Genomic DNA, 16,487 nt, shown 5'->3' on the forward strand with positions numbered 1-16,487 from the left:
GTCGGAGAGTGCGCTCAGGTAAGTACTCGAGACGACCAAGTCGGCATGCGGCTAAGCCTGACGCATCTCACGCGCTGAGTCAACTGCTCTCATATTTTGGGCGCGGCGTGACGTTGGCCCTGCATTTTGGTCTCTGTCACTCTTCTGCCCGGGCACCGGCACGACCCGAGCGGGTGACGAGACGGACTCCAGCCGGGCCTCGAAGTGCTCGGCCGGCACCGGCCAGCCGGACAGGTAGCCCTGGCCGAGCTTGCACCCCGCGTCGACCACCATCGCCATCTGTGGCTGCTCGCCGATGCCCTCGGCGATGACCTCCAGCCCGAACTGGTGACCGATGGCGACGACGACCTTGACCATCTCCTTGACCACCAGCGAGTGGTCGATCTTGAGGATGTCGACCGGGAGCCGGCGGAGCTGGCCGAGCGAGGAGTAGCCGGCGCCGAAGTCGTCGAGCGCGATCCGCACCCCGGTCTCGCGCAGGTCGCGCAGCCGCCGGATCAGCTCCTCGACGTCGGTGGAGACGGCGTGCTCGGTCACCTCCAGCACCAGCCGCTGCGGCGGCACCCGGTGCGCCCGCAGCGCGTCCTTGACCTGGTCGACGTATCCGGTGGCGTGCAGCTCGCGGGGAGAGACGTTGACCGACACCCACACGTCGTGCCCCTCGGCCAGCCAGCGGGACAGCTGGTGGCAGGCCTGGTGCAGCACCCACGCGCCGAGCCGGTTGATCATCCCGCACTCCTCGGCGAGCGGGATGAACTCGTCCGGCCCCACCTTGCCCAGCGTGGGATGCTGCCACCGCAGCAGCGCCTCGGCGCCGACCGGCCGCACGTCGGGCAGGATCACGACGGGCTGGTACTGCAGGTGCAGCTCGTCGCGGTCGATCGCGCCGCGCAGCTCGTGCTCCAGCTCGGTGCGGCGGCGCAGCTTCACGTCGTACTCGATGTCGTAGAGCTCGACCCTGTTCTTCCCGTGCGACTTGGCCCAGCGCAGCGCGATGTCGGCGTTGCGCAGCAGCGTGGTCACGTCGGGGACGGTCGCGCAGCCGGCCAGCCCGATGCTGACCGAGAGGAAGACCGTGCCGGTCTCCTGCTCGTACGGCCCGCCGAGCGCGCCGAGCAGCCGGGCCGCGGCCCGCTTGGCCTCGGCCGGCCGGGCCCACATCAGCACCGCGAACTCGTCGCCGCCGAGCCGGGCCGCCACGTCACCGGGGCGCAGGTTCATCCGGAGGCGCTGCCCGACCTCGACCAGCACCGCGTCGCCCACGTCGTGACCGCGCATGTCGTTGACGTTCTTGAAGCCGTCGAGGTCGAGCGCGAGCAGCACCGCCTCGGCGCCGGCCGCCCGCTCCTCCTCCAGCGCGGTGAGCAGGCCGCGCCGGTTGGCCAGGCCGGTGAGCGGGTCGGTGTGCGCCAGCTCGCGGAAGTACGCCTCCCGGTCGCGCAGGCGCTCCGCGTACCCCTTCACGTCGCGCAGGGCCAGGAACTGCCGCCCCACCAGGGCGAACCCCTCCAGGCTGCCGACCACGATGCCGACCATGTCGAAGGTGCCGCCGCGGACCAGGTGGATCAACGCGGAGGCGGCCATCGCGGCCATCGGCAGGAACGCGTACGCACTGCCGCGGCGGCTCAGCTCCTCGTCTTCGAAGCCCTCGTCGCCGTCCGGCCCTGGCGGGGCGGCCGGCCGATCGGTGCGGCGGGCGGCGAACGCGACGACGCCGAGCGCGGCCGGCAGCGCCACCGCGCTCGCGTCGACCAGCGCGGCCATGCCCTGGCACACCCCGCCGGCCAGGCCCATGCCGGCGACGGCGGCGAGCGTCACGCCCGCGCCCACCCAGACGATCGGGCCGCGCGGCGCGGGGGCGCGCATCGCCGTGATCGCGCCGACGCCCAGCGCCAGCGCGGCGATCGCGGCCGGGACGAGCAGGGGAACGCACCAGAGCGGCGTGTGCTCGCCCAGCACCCGCGCCGGCTTGGAGACCGCCACCCAGCCCACGAACCACACCGCGGCCGCGATCACCAGGGCGTCGAGCAGGTAGCGCAGCGTGCGGGACCGGGAGCGCGCCGAGCCGGGGAGCAGGAGCAGGCCGGCCAGCAGCAGCCCGCCACTCAGCGCGACGCCGAGCGCCAGCAGGCCACCCAGCGCGGTCCGGTCGGGCTGGCCGTGCACGACATGGTCTCGCACGGCGACGCCGGCCACGATGCCGCCGGCGGTCGTGAGGGCACCGATGGCCACGCCCGCCGCGAGCAGCCGGTGGGCACGGCGGGTCACACCAGCGCGCGCTCGCGCCGACGCGGCCAGCAACACGACACAGACCAGCGCGAACACCACGCCTGCCGTCGCGACGGCCGCCACCACCGAGGGGAGGGGCACGCGAACAATGCTGCCGGATATCGGCGCACCGTGGGGGACTGCATGTGCGACTCGCACCTTATTGGCACGAAGCGCCTAATCGGACGGGTACTCCCTTCTCCGATCCCGAATATTGAAACGTGACAGACTGGTTTCATGCCTGAGCTGCGGTCGAAGACCTCCACGCACGGTCGCACCATGGCCGGCGCCCGCGCCCTGTGGCGCGCCACCGGCATGACGGACGACGACTTCGGCAAGCCGATCGTCGCCATCGCCAACAGCTTCACCCAGTTCGTACCCGGGCATGTGCACCTCAAAGACCTCGGCGGCCTGGTCGCCGACGCGGTGGCCGAGGCGGGCGGCGTCGGGCGCGAGTTCAACACGATCGCGGTCGACGACGGCATCGCGATGGGGCACGGCGGCATGCTCTACTCGCTGCCCAGCCGCGAGCTGATCGCCGACGCCGTCGAGTACATGGTCAACGCGCACTGCGCCGACGCGCTCGTCTGCATCTCCAACTGCGACAAGATCACGCCGGGCATGCTGATCGCCGCGCTGCGGCTCAACATCCCCACGGTCTTCGTCTCCGGCGGCCCGATGGAGGCCGGCAAGACGATCGCCATCGAGGGGATCGTGCACGACAAGATCGACCTGATCGACGCGATGATCGCCTCGTCCAACGACGCGGTCACCGACGACCAGCTCGGCGGCATCGAGCGCTCCGCCTGCCCGACCTGCGGCTCCTGCTCCGGCATGTTCACCGCCAACTCGATGAACTGCCTCACCGAGGCGATCGGCCTCGCCCTCCCGGGCAACGGCTCGACCCTGGCCACCCACGCCGCGCGCCGGGCACTCTTCGAGCGGGCCGGCCGGCTGATCGTCGACATCGCCAAGCAGTGGTACGAGGGTGACGACGCCTCGGTCCTGCCCCGGTCGATCGCCTCGCGGAGCGCGTTCGAAAACGCGGTCGCGCTGGACGTGGCGATGGGCGGCTCGACCAACACTGTGCTGCACCTGCTGGCCGCGGCCCGCGAGGCGGAGCTCGACTTCAGCGTCGCGGACATCGACGCGATCTCCCGCCGGGTGCCCTGCCTGTCCAAGGTCGCGCCGAACTCCCCCAAGTACCACATGGAGGACGTGCACCGCGCCGGCGGCATCCCGGCCATCCTAGGCGAGCTCGACCGGGCCGGCCTGCTCCGCCGCGACGTCCGTTCGGTGCACGCCCCCTCGTTGGACGACTGGCTCGCCGACTGGGACGTGCGCGGCGGCACGGCGACGCCGGAGGCGATCGAGCTCTTCCACGCCGCGCCGGGCGGGGTGCGCACCACCGAGCCGTTTTCGACGAAGAACCGCTGGGACCGGCTCGACCTGGACGCGGCGCAGGGTTGCATCCGCGACCGGGCCCACGCGTACACGGCCGACGGCGGGCTCGCGATCCTGCACGGCAACCTGGCGCCGGACGGCTGCGTGGTCAAGACCGCCGGCGTACCCGAGGAGGTGTGGCGGTTCGCCGGCCCGGCGCGCGTCTTCGAGTCGCAGGAGGCGGCCGTCGACGGCATCCTCAACAAGCGGGTCCAGGCCGGCGACGTGGTCGTGATCCGGTACGAGGGGCCGAAGGGCGGGCCGGGCATGCAGGAGATGCTCTACCCGACCTCGTTCCTCAAGGGCCGCGGGCTGGGTCGCGCCTGCGCGCTGATCACCGACGGCCGCTTCTCCGGCGGCACCTCGGGCCTCTCCATCGGCCACGTCTCCCCCGAGGCGGCCGGTGGCGGCCTGATCGCCCTGGTCGAGGAGGGCGACGAGATCGTCATCGACATCCCGGCCCGGTCGCTGGAGCTCAACGTCCCGGCCGACGTGCTCGACGCCCGCAGGATCGCGCAGGAGAAGCGCGTCAAGCCGTACACGCCGGTCGACCGCGACCGCCCGGTCTCGGCCGCGCTCCGCGCGTACGCCTCGATGGCCACCTCGGCCAGCGACGGCGCCTACCGCCTGGTCCCCTGACCGACTCCCCGTTGATCAGGGACCTGGTGGGCGTGTCGCGCGGCGCGTCGCTCCACCAGCTCCCTGATCAACGCGCGGGGACGTCGTTGACGCAGCGGAGGACGGGGTGGCGCGTCAGCGCCGGCCCGTCCAGAGTGGTGGCCGACGTGACGAGGAAGGTCGCGGACTCCCCCGGCAGCAGGGTGACCAGCGACTCGTCTACCGAGGCGGCCGGGTCGAGGCGGTCCGGAAAGAGGGACAGGTCGCGCAGGATCGTGCCGGCGTGCACCGTGACCCGCCAGCCGTCCGGGACCGGCTCGGCGGTGGCCTCGTACTCGGGGGCGGGGTAGGCGACGTCCTTGTCCTCGGCGAAGAACCACCACGCCCGCCGCCCGTCGCTCTCGGCCAGGAGCAGCTCGGCCGGGGGCAGCTCGGCCGGGGGCAGCTCGGCCGGGGGCAGCTCGGCCGGGGGCAGCTCGGCCGGGGGCAGCTCGGCCGGGGGCAGCTCGGCCGGGGGCAGCTCGGCCGGGGGCAGCTCGGCCGGGGGCAGCTCGCGGCGCGGGTCTTCGCCGCCGGTCAGCTCGCCGGGCAGCGGGAGCGTGACGGCGGAGCGCGGCGGCACGTCCAGGTCGACGGCGGTCTTGGCGCGGGGTTCGCCGGAGATGGCCAGGCGGGTGACGCTGGCCGGGCCCCGCCACGGGTCGGCGCTGTCGTTGACCGCCACGAGCACCAGGTCGCCGTCGCGCGGCTGGATCGTGAGCAGCCGGTCGGCGTACGCGCGGCGCAGCGCGTACCAGAGGGGCTTGCGCCGGCCGTCGCCGTCGATCGCCGCCCACGAGGTGACCGGCCAGCAGTCGTTGAGCTGCCACACGACCGTACCCATGCACAGTGGACGGAGCGACCGGAAGTGCTCGATGCCGAGCGCGACCGCACGGGCCTGGTTGACCTGGGTGAGGTAGTGCCAGTCGGCGAAGTCGCGGGGCGGGGGCAGGTGCGCGTCGAGTCCACGTTGGAGCTTGGCGTCGCCGTCGATCGCCTTCTGGTGGTGGAGCATGCCGGGTGAGTCGTGGCTCAGCGGTTCGTCGCTGATCGAGCGCCGCAGCGTGGCGTACGCGGGCGGGGCCTGGTAGCCGAACTCGGCGACGAACCGGGGGCGGTAGTCGCGGTAGTGGGTGTAGTCCTTCTGGTTCCACACGTCCCAGATGTGCATGCTGCCGTGCGCCGGCTCGTTGGGGTGCAGATCGGGGCGGCCGGAGTACGGGCTGCTCGGCCAGTACGGGCGCGTCGGGTCGAGCTCGGCGACGATCGCCGGCAGCACCCGCAGGTAGTAGCCCTCGCCCCAGCTGCGACCGGCCAGCCGCTCCGGCCAGCCCCAGTCGTGAAAGCCCCAGATGTTTTCGTTGTTGCCGAACCAGGCGACCAGGCTGGGATGGCTGGCGAGGCGGGTGACCTGCTCGCGCGCCTCGGCCGCCACCTCGGCCGCGATCGGCTCCTCCTCCGGGTAGGCGGCGCAGGCGAAGAGGAAGTCCTGTACGGCGAGGAGCCCCAGCTCGTCGGCGAGGTCGTAGAAGTCCTCGGACTCGTACCGGCCACCGCCCCAGACCCGGAGCAGGTTGACGTTGGCGTCGCAGGCCTGGGCGAGCCGTTCCGCGTACCGCTCGCGGGTGACGCGGGTGACGAACGTGTCGTCGGGGATCCAGTTGACGCCCCGGGCGAAGACCGGCACGCCGTTGACCACCAGGGTGAACGGGGTGCCATGCGCGTCCGGCGCGGTGTCGAGCCGCACCGAGCGGAAGCCGATCCGCCGCTGCCACGTGTCGACCGCGTCCCCGGCCGCCGAGCGCAGGGTGACGTCGAGCGGGTGGCGCGCCTGCTCCCCGTACCCCCTGGGCCACCAGAGCTCGGGATCGCGGACCTCGACCGTCACGACGGCCGTGCGCTCCCCCGGCGCGATGGTGGTTTCCGCCCGGACACCCGCCACCGCCGCGCTCAGCGCGAGCGGTTCGTCGCTGTCCCGCTCGACCTCCACGTGTACGGCGACCCGCCCGACCCCGTCCTCGACCGTCACCAGTGGACGGACGCCGGCGAGCCGGGCGGTACCCCAGCTGTGCAGCCCGATCGGCTGCCAGATGCCGGCGGTGACCACGTTGGGTCCCCAGTCCCAGCCGAAGTTGCAGGCCATCTTGCGGATGAAGTTGAACGGTTCGGGGTACGCGTTGGGGCGCTCGCCGAGCCGCGCCTGGACCTCCTCGGCGTAGCGGTACGCGGATCCGAAGTGGACCCGCAGCCGGTTTTCCCCCGGGCGCAGGTGCGGGCGGGCGTCGAACCGGTAGGAGCGGTGCATGTTGGCGGTGGTGCCGAGCGCGGTGCCGTTGAGGGTCACCGTGGCAACGGTGTCGAGGCCGGCGCAGGCGAGGTCCACACGGGACTCCTCGGTGCCGTTCCAGTGGAACGCCGTCTCGTACACCCAGTCGGTGTGCCCGATCCAGCGCAGGGCGGTCTCGTTGTCGTCGAGGTGCGGATCGGGGATGCGGCCGGCAGCCAGCAGGTCGGTGTGGACGCAGCCGGGAACGGCCGCCGGCACCGGGCCGACCGACGAGTCGGCCGATGCCACCGTCCAACCGTCGTGCAGCGGTCGAAGGACGCTCATGTTTGGTTACCCCTTGATCCCGGACAGCGCGATGCCCCTGGTGAAGTGCTTCTGGAAGATGAGGAAAACGATGACGGTGGGCAGGGAGGTGAGCAAGGACGCGGCCATGATGACCGCGAAGTGTTGCGGGTTGTACGCGTTCGACGCGTTCAGCCGGGAGAGGGCGACGGGCAGGTTGGCCATGCTGTCGCTCTGCACGATGATGAGCGGCCAGAGGAAGTTGTTCCACTCGGCCAGCACCACGAAAATGGCCATCGCGGCGAGCGCGGGCCGCATCAGCGGCATCACCACCCGCCACCAGATCCGCCACTCGCCCGCACCGTCGACCCGGGCGGCGTGCACGAGGTCGTCCGGGATCGAGCGCATGTACTGCACGAGGAAGAAGACGACGAACGCCTTGGCGAGCGCCGGGACGATGTACCCCTCGTAGCTGTTGAGCCAGCCGAGGTTGCGCACGATGAGGTAGTTGGGGATGAGGCTGACCTGCCACGGCACCATCATCGAGGCCACGATGACCACGAAGATGACCCGCTTTCCGGGCAGGTCGATCTTCGTGAGGGCGTACGCGGCGAGCGAGGCGAGCAGCAGCGACAGCACGGTGATGGCGGTGGCGACGAAGAGGCTGTTGAACATGAACCGCCCGAAGCCGCCCGGCACGTCGCCGAAGCGCTGGAAGAGCCCGGCGACCACCTGCTGGCCACGCTGCTCCGAGGTGTAGCTCGGGTCGTAGAAGGCGTCCAGCGACGGGTCGTTCGGCACGAAGCTGGGCGGGTTCCTGGTCAGCTCCGGCACCGGCTTGAACGCCGCGGTGAGCATCCAGTAGAAGGGCACCAGCATGGTGAGGCCGAAGAGGTACAGGGGGATCCGGCCGAGCGTGGGCCAGAGGCTCCGTCGCATCACAGCTCCCTCAGCGCGCGGGTGACCCTGAGCTGGATCATGCTCACCACGAAGATCACGACGAACAGCGACCAGGCGATCGCCGAGGCGTAGCCGAGCTGAAACTTCGTGAAGCCCATGTCGTAGAGGTACGGCACCAGCATGAGGCCGCTGTCCTGCACGCCGCCCACGCTGCTGACGCCCCGGAAGACGATGTAGACCGCCTCGAAGACCTGGAACGCGGAGATGAGGCTGGTGATGACGACGTACGTGGTGACCGGCTTGAGCTGCGGCAGCGTGATGTACCAGAACTGCTGCCACGCGCTCGCGCCGTCCAGCCGCGCCGACTCGTAGTGCTCCTCCGGGATCGCGTTGAGCCCGGCCACGAAAATCACCATGCCGTACCCGCAGCCGCCCCAGACCGCCATCACCACGAGGATCGGGATGGTGAGGCTGGGCGTGGCGAGCCACTGCACCGGCTCCACGCCGACCCACCCGATGACCGTGTTGGCGAGCCCGAAGTCCTCGACCGTGAAGATCCACCGCCAGATCAGCGCGACCGCGATGGTGGAGGTGACCGCGGGCAGGAAGAAGAGGGTACGCATGATCCGGTCACGCCAGCTCGTGCCGCGGAAGGCGACCGCGAGGGCCAGCGCGAGCCCGGTGGTGAGCGTGACGGCGGCGGCGACGTAGACGAACGAGTTGACGAGCGCCTTTCCGAAGCGCTCGTCCTCGAACCACAGTCGCCGAAAGTTGTCTATGCCCACAAAGGACGGTGGCTTGACCCCGTTGTAGTTGGTGAACGCGAAGTACAGGGAGTTGGCCAGCGGCCACACGAGAAACCCGACGAACAGCGCGGCGAACGGGAGCAGCATCAGGTAACCGGGAAGCGCCCGCCGCAGCCGCATGCGCCGCAGCTCGGGCGAGCGCTTCCCCGGGCGTACCCGATGGGAAACCTGGACCACCGCGGAGGGTGAGGTCGTGGTCGTCGCCATGGGGTCTATTTGAGGTTGGTGTTCATGATGGTCGCGGCCTCGGAGAGGGCCTTCTTCGGGTCGACGTTGTCGTTGACGACCGACTGGAGCTTCTTGGTGACCTCGGCCTGGCTCACCTCCCAGCCCTTGCAGTTGGGCGGGCCGCTGACCGTCTCCATCGTGGTCTTCAGCGTCTGCTTGACGTTGTCCGTGGTGTTGAGGGTGTCGATCTGGTCCGCCCGCGGCGAGAGCCACAGCTCGCCCGACTTGTTGTAGACCTCCTTCTGCAGCAGCTGGATGGCCTCGTCGGTGTAGAGCCACTTGATGAACTCGGTGGCCGCCTTCGGGTACTTCGTGTACGACATCACGCCGATGATCCGGCCGCCCACGAACGTGCCGGCGCCGGCCGGTCCGGTCGGCAGCGCGGCCACCTGCCACTTCCCCTTGAGCTGCGGGTGGGTGCTGTCGATCGCGTTGGCCACCCAGGAACCGTCGATCGCCATCGCGACCTCGCCGTTGGCCAGGCCGGCGGCGGAGTCGGTGGCCGCCTTCGGCACGCCGTACCTGCGGAACTGGTCGGCCCAGGTGGCGGTGGCGAGCACGGCCTGGTCGCTGTCGATGGTGGCCTTGGAGCAGTCGTCGGCGTAGAGGGCGCCGCCGGCCTGCTTGAGCCAGTTGAACCAGGGCAGCCACTCGAAGGTGTTCCAGTTTTCCACCAGCGGGGTCTTCACGCCGGCGGCCTTGAGCTTGGTGACCGCGGCGGTGAGCTCCTCCCAGGTCTTCGGCGGGCCGCTCAGCCCTGCCTTCTGGAGCAGGTCGGGACGGTAGAAGAGGAGGTAGAAGGCGTTGTCGAAGGAGACGCCGTACACCTCGCCGCCCGGCGACGTGATCGCCTTGAGCACCTCGGGCCGGGTCTGCGCCTTGATGTCGCCGATCTCCTGCGCGTTGAGGTCGATCATGCCGCCCAGCTCACCGAACTCGATGCCCCACGACATGCCGCCGGAGACGATGTCCGGCCCGGTCCTGGCGGTGGCGGCGGTGAGCACCTTGGCGTGGCCGTCGTCCCAGGAGAGTGCCTGGACCTTGATCGTGACGTCCGGGTGGGACTGCTTGTAGGTGTCCGCGACGGCCTGGAGCGCCGCCGCGTGCTCGTCGGATCCGGTGTTCCAGAACGTGAGGCTCGCGGGGCCCTCGGCCTCCTGGGCCGGCTCGTCGCCGCCGCCGGAGGTGGTGCAGCCGGCCACGAGAGCGGTTATCGCGGCCGCGGCCACCGCCAATCGCGTACGCATGGGTGCCTCCTATGACTCGCGCCACATCATCGATAGATTTCGACTGAACCGGTTTAGTAGGCACACGGTACGACCGGCCATCGGGAGACGTCAATGACATGGTGGGCCTGGTCGCGCGGTAGCGTAGGACGGCTTGTGGCTAAGGAGCGTGGCGTGAAGCGACCCACCATCGCAGACATCGCGCGGCGTGCCGGAGTCTCGAAAGGCGCCGTGTCGTATGCCCTCAACGGGCAGCCCGGCGTCTCCGAGGCGACCCGGCAGCGCATCATCGCGATCGCGCAGGAGATCGGGTTCAACCCCAACAGCGCCGCCCGCGCGCTCTCCGGGGCCACCGCCAACGCGGTCGGGCTCGCCCTCTGCCGCCCGGCCCGCATCCTCGGCATCGAGCCGTTCTTCATGGAGCTGATCAGCGGCGTGGAGGGCGAGCTCTCGGCCCGCTCGTACGCGCTGACCCTCCAGGTCGTCGCCGACCCGGACGCCGAGATCGCCGTGTACCGGCGCTGGTGGGGCGAGCGGCGGGTGGACGGTGTCTTCGTCTGCGACCTGCGGGTCGACGACCGGCGCGTGCCCGTGCTGGAGGAGCTCCAGCTCCCCGCGGTGGTCATCGGCGGGCCGGGCCACACCGGCACGCTGGCCAGCGTGTGGGCGGACGACGCGGCGGCACTGGTGGAGACGATGGAGTACCTGGTCGCGCTCGGCCACCGCCGGATCGCGCGGGTCGGCGGCCTGCCCGGGCTGCTGCACACGGAGATCCGCGGCAAGGCGTTCGTCGAGGCGGGCGAGCGGCTCGGGCTGGAGCAGTCGCTGACCGTCCCGTCCGACTACACCGGCGAGGAAGGCGCCCGGGCCACCCGCCGCCTGCTTGGCGCGGCCGGCCGCCCGACGGCGATCATCTACGACAACGACGTGATGGCGATCGCCGGCCTGGCGGTGGCCCAGGAGATGGGGCTGGCGGTCCCCGGCGACCTGTCGATCGTGGCCTGGGACGACTCCGCGCTCTGCCAGCTGACCCACCCGCCGCTGACCGCGCTGGGCCGCGACATCCCCGCGTACGGCGCGCACGCCGCCCGCCAGCTGCTCGCCGCGATCGAGGGGCGCGAGATCGGCGCCTACCAGGACGAGACCGCCCATCTCACCCCACGAGGCAGCACCGCCGCGCCAAGTCCCGCCTAGATAAAGCCCTGTCTGTGCGTGCGCCGCGGTGGGCTTGCCCCGCGGAGCCGGCAGCGGAGGCCGGGGAAGTCGGCGAGCGCCAGCTCGCCGCCGGCCGCAGCGGTGCCCGCGGGAAGGCCAGCCCGCCCCTGACGTCTTCTGGTGTCCGCGCCGCGGCGGGATGGGCGTTCGCTAAGCTCGTCGGGTACTCGCGACTGGCGCATTGAGGTGGAACCGACCACCGGGGAGCGACCACGATCGCGGCACCGCGCGCCTGGGTGCCGGTCATCGTTGACATGCCAGGAGGTCGCTGTGCACGTACCACCGATTCCACACCTGACCGCCGCCGACCCGGAGCTGGCCCGCCTCGTCGAGGGTGAGGCCCAGCGCCAGCACGACAAGCTTCGGATGATCGCCTCGGAAAACTACGTCTCCGAGGCGGTGCTCGAGGCGAGCGGCACGGTGCTGACCAACAAGTACTCCGAGGGGTACGCGGGCAAGCGGTACTACGAGGGCCAGCAGTTCGTCGACCAGATCGAGACGCTCGCGATCGAGCGGGCCAGGTCACTTTTCGGCGTCGACCACGCGAACGTCCAGCCGTACTCCGGGTCTCCCGCCAACCTCGCCGTCTACCTGGCGTTTCTCGACCCGGGTGACACGGTCATGGGCATGTCGCTGCCGATGGGCGGCCACCTGACCCACGGCTGGTCGGTCTCCGCGACCGGCAAGTGGTTCAACTCCGTCTCGTACGGAGTGTCGCGCGAGACCGGCCTGATCGACTTCGACGAGGTCCGCGACCTCGCCCGGCGCGAGCGGCCGAAGGTCATCTTCGCCGGTGGCACCGCGATCCCGCGGACGATCGACTTCGCCGCGTTCGCCGAGATCGCCCGCGAGGTCGGCGCAGTCCTCGCCGCCGACATCGCCCACATCGCCGGCCTCGTCGCCGGTGGCGCCCACCCGACGCCGGTCGGCCACGCGGACGTCATCACCACCACGACCCACAAGACCCTGCGCGGCCCCCGCGGCGCCATGATCCTGTCGACCGAGGAGCACGCCAAGGCGGTCGACCGCGCGGTCTTCCCGGGCCTGCAGGGCGGCCCGCACAACCACACCACGGCCGGCATCGCGGTGGCGCTGCGCGAGGCTGCCACGCCGGCTTTCCGGGACTACGCCGCGCAGGTGGTGGCGAACGCGAAGGCGCTGGCCACCGCCCTGATCGAGCGGGGCTTCGACCTCATCTCCGGCGGCACCGACAACCACCTGATCCTCGCCGACCTGACCGGCAAGGGCATCGGCGGCAAGCCCGCGGCCAAGGCCCTGGACCGGGCGGGCATCGAACTCAACTACAACACCGTGCCGTACGACACCCGCAAGCCCTTCGACCCGTCCGGCATCCGGCTGGGCACGCCGGCGCTGACCACGCGGGGTCTCACCGAGGCGCAGATGCCGCAGGTGGCCGCGTGGATGGACGAGGCCGTGACGGCGGCGGTGAAGGAGGACGACGGGACGCTGGACCGGATCGCGGGCGAGGTCCGCGACCTGCTCGCGGCGTACCCGATGCCGGGCTACAAGGCGGCCTGACCTCTCGCGCGGAAGGCGCCGCGGCCACCCTGCGGGCCGCGGCGCTTTCCCGTCACAGCATCGACTGGTACCGGTCACCGGCCTCGCTGATCGGGCGGTAGGCCTCGTCGGCGGCCAGGCGGTGGAGCGCTTCGAGCAGCCCGTCGGCCGCCGGCAGGTCCAGTGCCTCGCGCAGCCGCACCCGGTTGGCGTCGAGGTCGGGCCAGTCCTCCCGGACCTCTTCGTCCGCCTCGGCGAGCCAGGAACGCAGGGCCGCACCCCCGTCGTCGCCCAGCGGGCGGGCGGTCGCGTCGTGGATGCTGGAGACGCTCCCGATCAGCGCCAGCGCGTCGCGCAGGCTGGTCGCGATGAGGCCGCCTTCGCCCTCGGAGCCGACGTACACGACGGGGCGCTCGTCGCCACCGCCCACGAGCATGAAGGCGCCGCCGGAGGCGTCACCGGCGACCATCTCGAGGGGCTCGCCGCTGGCGAGGTGGACCTCCTCGACCGGCCCGTTGGCGACCCGCTCGATGTCGAAGTCGAAGTCGGTCAGCAGCTTGGCGATCGACGGCGTGCTGCGGATCCGGTCCAGGATGGCAGCGTCAGTGGTGAAGGGCTCGGACACGCGCGCGACTGTAGCGGTCCACCGCACGCCGGATCTCCGGCCCGAACTTGATCAAAACCAGGGTGAGTGGCATCGGGGTCCGGACCGCTCCCGCCGCCTCACCCTCCACGGTCGGCGTCCGGGGCGGGCCCGCACACGCCGAGCCTGACCAGCGGTACCCCAGATACCTTATGGAGTCGCCATAACGTACTTCCGGTACCGCTGGTGCTCAGATCCTCCAGGGCGGCACCCCAGCGACCGTTGCCGGCTTCGCCGGCCCGCTAACCGGTCAAGGCCGCCCGGCTGTGATCTCTTGGCATTGATCGCCGGGGTCAGTTGGAGGGGGCGCGGCGCTCTTCGAGGAAGGCCTCGACGCGTTCGGCCGGCGCGGGGCGCACCAGTGCGAACCCCTGGCCCAGCCCGCAACCCGCCTCCTGGGCCTGCCGGATCTGGGCGACCGACTCCAGCCCCTCGGCGATGATCTCCACGCCGAGCCGGCGGCCCAGGTCGGCGACGACGTCGATCAGCGGGCGGCTGTGGCCCTGGAGGTCGGCGGGGAGCTGGTCCGACGGGGCGGCGATGATGGTGCCGTCGATCTTCAGCAGGTCGACGGGGAGGCGGCGGAGCTGCTGCAGCGAGGCCTGGCCCGCCCCGAAGTCGTCCAGGGCGGTGCGGACGCCGAGCGACCTCAACGCCGCCAGCTGGGTGACCACCGGGGCGACGTCGGCGGGCAGGCGGGACTCGGCGACCTCGACCACGAACAGCTCCGGCGGCACCGAGCGTTCGGCGAGGGCGGCCTTGACGCGCGTGACGTAGTCGTTGGCGGCCAGCTCGCGCGGGGCGACGTTGATGGACATCCACAGCTCCCGGCCGGGGACCGTCCACATCGCCAGCTGCCGGACGGCCGTGGTCAGCACCCACTGGCCGATCTCGTCGATCAGCGCGAGGTCTTCGGCCACGGGCAGCAGCTCGCTGGGGAGGACCGTGCCGAGCGTGGCGTTGCGCCAGCGCAGCAGCGCCTCCACGCCGACCGGCTGGCGGTCCGGGAGGGAGAGGACCGGCTGGTACACCAGGTCGAGCTCGCCGCGCGCGGCGGCGCCGGGCAGCTCCCGCTCCAGGTCCATCCGGCGGACCAGCTGCTCTTCGAGGTACGCGTCGTACCACTCGATGCGGTCGCGGCCGAGCTGGCGGGCGCGCCGGCGGGCCAGGTCGGCGCGGCGGAGTACGTCGTCAACGTTGTCACCGCCGGAAAGCTCCGCCAGGCCGATGCTGACCTTGAGGTGCACGATCGCGCCCGGAAGCTGGTACGGCTCGGTGAGGATCGTGAGCAGCCGGGTGCCCAGCGCGTACGCGAGGACCGGCCCCTCGACCGTGACCACCGCGAACTCGTCACCGGCCAGGCGGGCCGGCAGGTCGTCGGAGCCGACGGCGGTACGCAGGCGGCGGCCGACCTCGATGAGCACCGCGTCGCCGATCTCGCGCCCCCGCACCTCGTTGACGTCGGCCATGCCGTGCAGGTCGATCACGAGCAGCGCGCCGGTGTGGCCGGCCACCTCACGCTGGCTGACGATCGTGCGCATCAGCTCGCGGCGGTTGGCGAGGCCGGTCAACTGGTCGGTGAAGGCCAGCTGGTGCAGCGTGCGCTCCAGGTGGCGGCGCTCGCCAACGTCCCGTACGTGCACGACGAGCGCGGCCACCTCCGGCACGGAGCGCTGGTCGCCCACAGTGGACTCGGTGTCGCGCCAGGCGCCGTACCCGTCGCGGAGGCGGGCCTCGACGAGCGGCGGGCGGCTGGGCGCCTGGCGCTCGGCCAGGACGGCGGTGAGCAGCGCGGTGACGTCGGAGGCGTCGTCCGGGTGCATCAGGGCGGGGAACGGCCGGCCGACCACGTCGGCGTCGGAGAGGCCGAAGAGGCGGGCGGCGGCGGGCGACTGCCAGCGCACCACGAGGTCTTCACTGACGATCATGATGAGGTCGTTGGCGCCGGCGACCAGCGAGCGGAAGTGGGCCTCCTGCTCGACGAGGCGGCGGGCGTAGCGGCGTACGTCGGCGGCGGCCATGATCTCGCGGACCACGACGGTGGGGATGACCATGAGGCCGATCAGGATCGCCGTGTGGTCGAACTCACCCACCGTGATCAGGTGGTAGAGCGCGGCGAGCATGGCGAGCAGCGCGGGCACGGTCAGCAGCGGGTAGCCGGAGAGCCGGGTCTCGGGCTCGTCGGGCGGCGGGAGTTCGCCGTCGGCGTCCGCGCGGTACGCGCCGAGCAGCACCAGCGCCGGTCCGACCACCACCAGGGCGGCCGGGTAGAGCAGGGCGCGGTCGCTCACGCCGTACGCGATCATCATGGTCAGGATCGCGAGGCCGAGCACGGCGGCGCCGGCGCCCGCACCGCAGAGGATGGCGGCCTGGCGGTAGCGGGCGGCGCGCAGCGCCGTCACGGTGACGATCGAGAGGCCGCCGACCGCGAAGAGCATGCCGGCCAGCGCGGCGGGCGGCATGCCACCGGGCGGCGGCAGCAGCCAGCCGGCGAACGCGAGGCTGACGCCGATGCTGACCCCGTCGCACGCGCGGCGCAGGCGCATGCCGAGGGTGGTGGCGGCGCCGGGCAGCAGGAGGATCCCGAGCACGTACGCGGCGACGGCCCCGCCCAGCCCCACGGCGCTCACGGCGGCCTGGTGCGCGCCCTCGACCTGGGTGAGCGCGACCGCGGTGAGACCGCCGAACAGCGAGCCCATGCCGAGGAAGCCGGCACCGCGGCACGGGCCGTAGCTGTGCCGCGTGGCGTGGATCTGCAGCGCGAGGCGCCACAGCCGGTACGTCACCAGCGCGGCGATCCCGCCGACGCCGGTCACGAAGCCGAACGCCGGCGGGGTGAGGCCGGCGAGCGAGCCGGCGAAACACACCGAAGCCGCGGCGGCCACGGCGATGTCCACTGTGGGGACGGCACCGAACCGGGTGCTGGCGTCGGGGTTGTACGGCATTGTCACTGCCGGGTCCTCTTCACGAGGGGGTGAGGGGATGGCACGGCCTCGCTTGCGGCGACACCGCAC

The 16,487-nt window shown here is 71.7% G+C and carries 10 protein-coding genes and 1 riboswitch; of the genes, 3 read left to right on the forward strand and 7 right to left on the reverse strand.

The genetic code is table 11. The annotated features are described in order from the left end of the window. Nucleotides 1–51 precede the first annotated feature (51 nt). Nucleotides 52–2,370, reverse strand: coding sequence for a putative bifunctional diguanylate cyclase/phosphodiesterase (locus tag RB614_RS32130; RefSeq protein ID WP_308716432.1), 2,319 nt, complete (start codon nucleotides 2,368–2,370; stop codon nucleotides 52–54). Between the two features lie 135 nt (nucleotides 2,371–2,505). Here RB614_RS32130 and ilvD point away from each other — a divergent pair, with 135 nt between their 5' ends. After that, complete coding sequence (gene ilvD / locus RB614_RS32135) at nucleotides 2,506–4,350, forward strand: dihydroxy-acid dehydratase (RefSeq protein WP_308716433.1); 1,845 nt, start codon at nucleotides 2,506–2,508, stop codon at nucleotides 4,348–4,350. Between the two features lie 67 nt (nucleotides 4,351–4,417). Here ilvD and RB614_RS32140 read toward each other — a convergent pair whose 3' ends face one another. From RB614_RS32140 to RB614_RS32155, 4 genes are read right to left on the reverse strand one after another with little or no spacing between them, the layout of a single operon-like run. Continuing rightward, entirely contained in the window at nucleotides 4,418–6,979 is a 2,562-nt protein-coding gene (locus RB614_RS32140; protein WP_308716435.1) for a glycoside hydrolase family 2 protein, read from the reverse strand. A gap of 6 nt (nucleotides 6,980–6,985) precedes the next feature. Next, nucleotides 6,986–7,876 carry a carbohydrate ABC transporter permease gene (locus RB614_RS32145; protein ID WP_308716436.1) on the reverse strand — a complete coding sequence of 297 codons (891 nt, stop codon included), beginning with the start codon at nucleotides 7,874–7,876 and terminating at the stop codon, nucleotides 6,986–6,988. Next, nucleotides 7,876–8,850, reverse strand: coding sequence for a carbohydrate ABC transporter permease (locus tag RB614_RS32150; RefSeq protein ID WP_308716437.1), 975 nt, complete (start codon nucleotides 8,848–8,850; stop codon nucleotides 7,876–7,878). Before RB614_RS32150 ends, RB614_RS32145 begins: the two co-directional genes overlap by 1 nt. 5 nt (nucleotides 8,851–8,855) lie before the next feature. Next, nucleotides 8,856–10,118 (reverse strand): extracellular solute-binding protein, encoded by a 1,263-nt coding sequence (locus RB614_RS32155; protein ID WP_308716438.1) that lies wholly within the window; start codon nucleotides 10,116–10,118, stop codon nucleotides 8,856–8,858. Nucleotides 10,119–10,211: 93 nt separating this feature from the next. Here RB614_RS32155 and RB614_RS32160 point away from each other — a divergent pair, with 93 nt between their 5' ends. Continuing rightward, entirely contained in the window at nucleotides 10,212–11,291 is a 1,080-nt protein-coding gene (locus tag RB614_RS32160) for a LacI family DNA-binding transcriptional regulator (RefSeq protein ID WP_308716439.1), read from the forward strand. Between the two features lie 180 nt (nucleotides 11,292–11,471). Continuing rightward, nucleotides 11,472–11,557, forward strand: a riboswitch (ZMP/ZTP riboswitch). A gap of 25 nt (nucleotides 11,558–11,582) precedes the next feature. Further along, the gene (locus tag RB614_RS32165; RefSeq protein WP_308716440.1) at nucleotides 11,583–12,851 is read left to right on the forward strand and encodes a serine hydroxymethyltransferase; all 1,269 of its coding nucleotides are present in this window, start codon (nucleotides 11,583–11,585) and stop codon (nucleotides 12,849–12,851) included. A gap of 52 nt (nucleotides 12,852–12,903) precedes the next feature. Here the strand turns inward: RB614_RS32165 and RB614_RS32170 are convergent, their stop codons facing one another. Both RB614_RS32170 and RB614_RS32175 read right to left on the reverse strand, forming a co-directional pair. Continuing rightward, complete coding sequence (locus RB614_RS32170) at nucleotides 12,904–13,455, reverse strand: hypothetical protein (protein WP_308716441.1); 552 nt, start codon at nucleotides 13,453–13,455, stop codon at nucleotides 12,904–12,906. A 311-nt stretch (nucleotides 13,456–13,766) separates the two neighbouring features. Then, nucleotides 13,767–16,418 (reverse strand): EAL domain-containing protein, encoded by a 2,652-nt coding sequence (locus tag RB614_RS32175; RefSeq protein ID WP_308716460.1) that lies wholly within the window; start codon nucleotides 16,416–16,418, stop codon nucleotides 13,767–13,769. Nucleotides 16,419–16,487 lie beyond the last annotated feature (69 nt).

The sequence above is a fragment of the Phytohabitans maris genome, from assembly GCF_031085175.1.
Taxonomy (GTDB): Bacteria; Actinomycetota; Actinomycetes; order Mycobacteriales; family Micromonosporaceae; genus Phytohabitans; species Phytohabitans maris.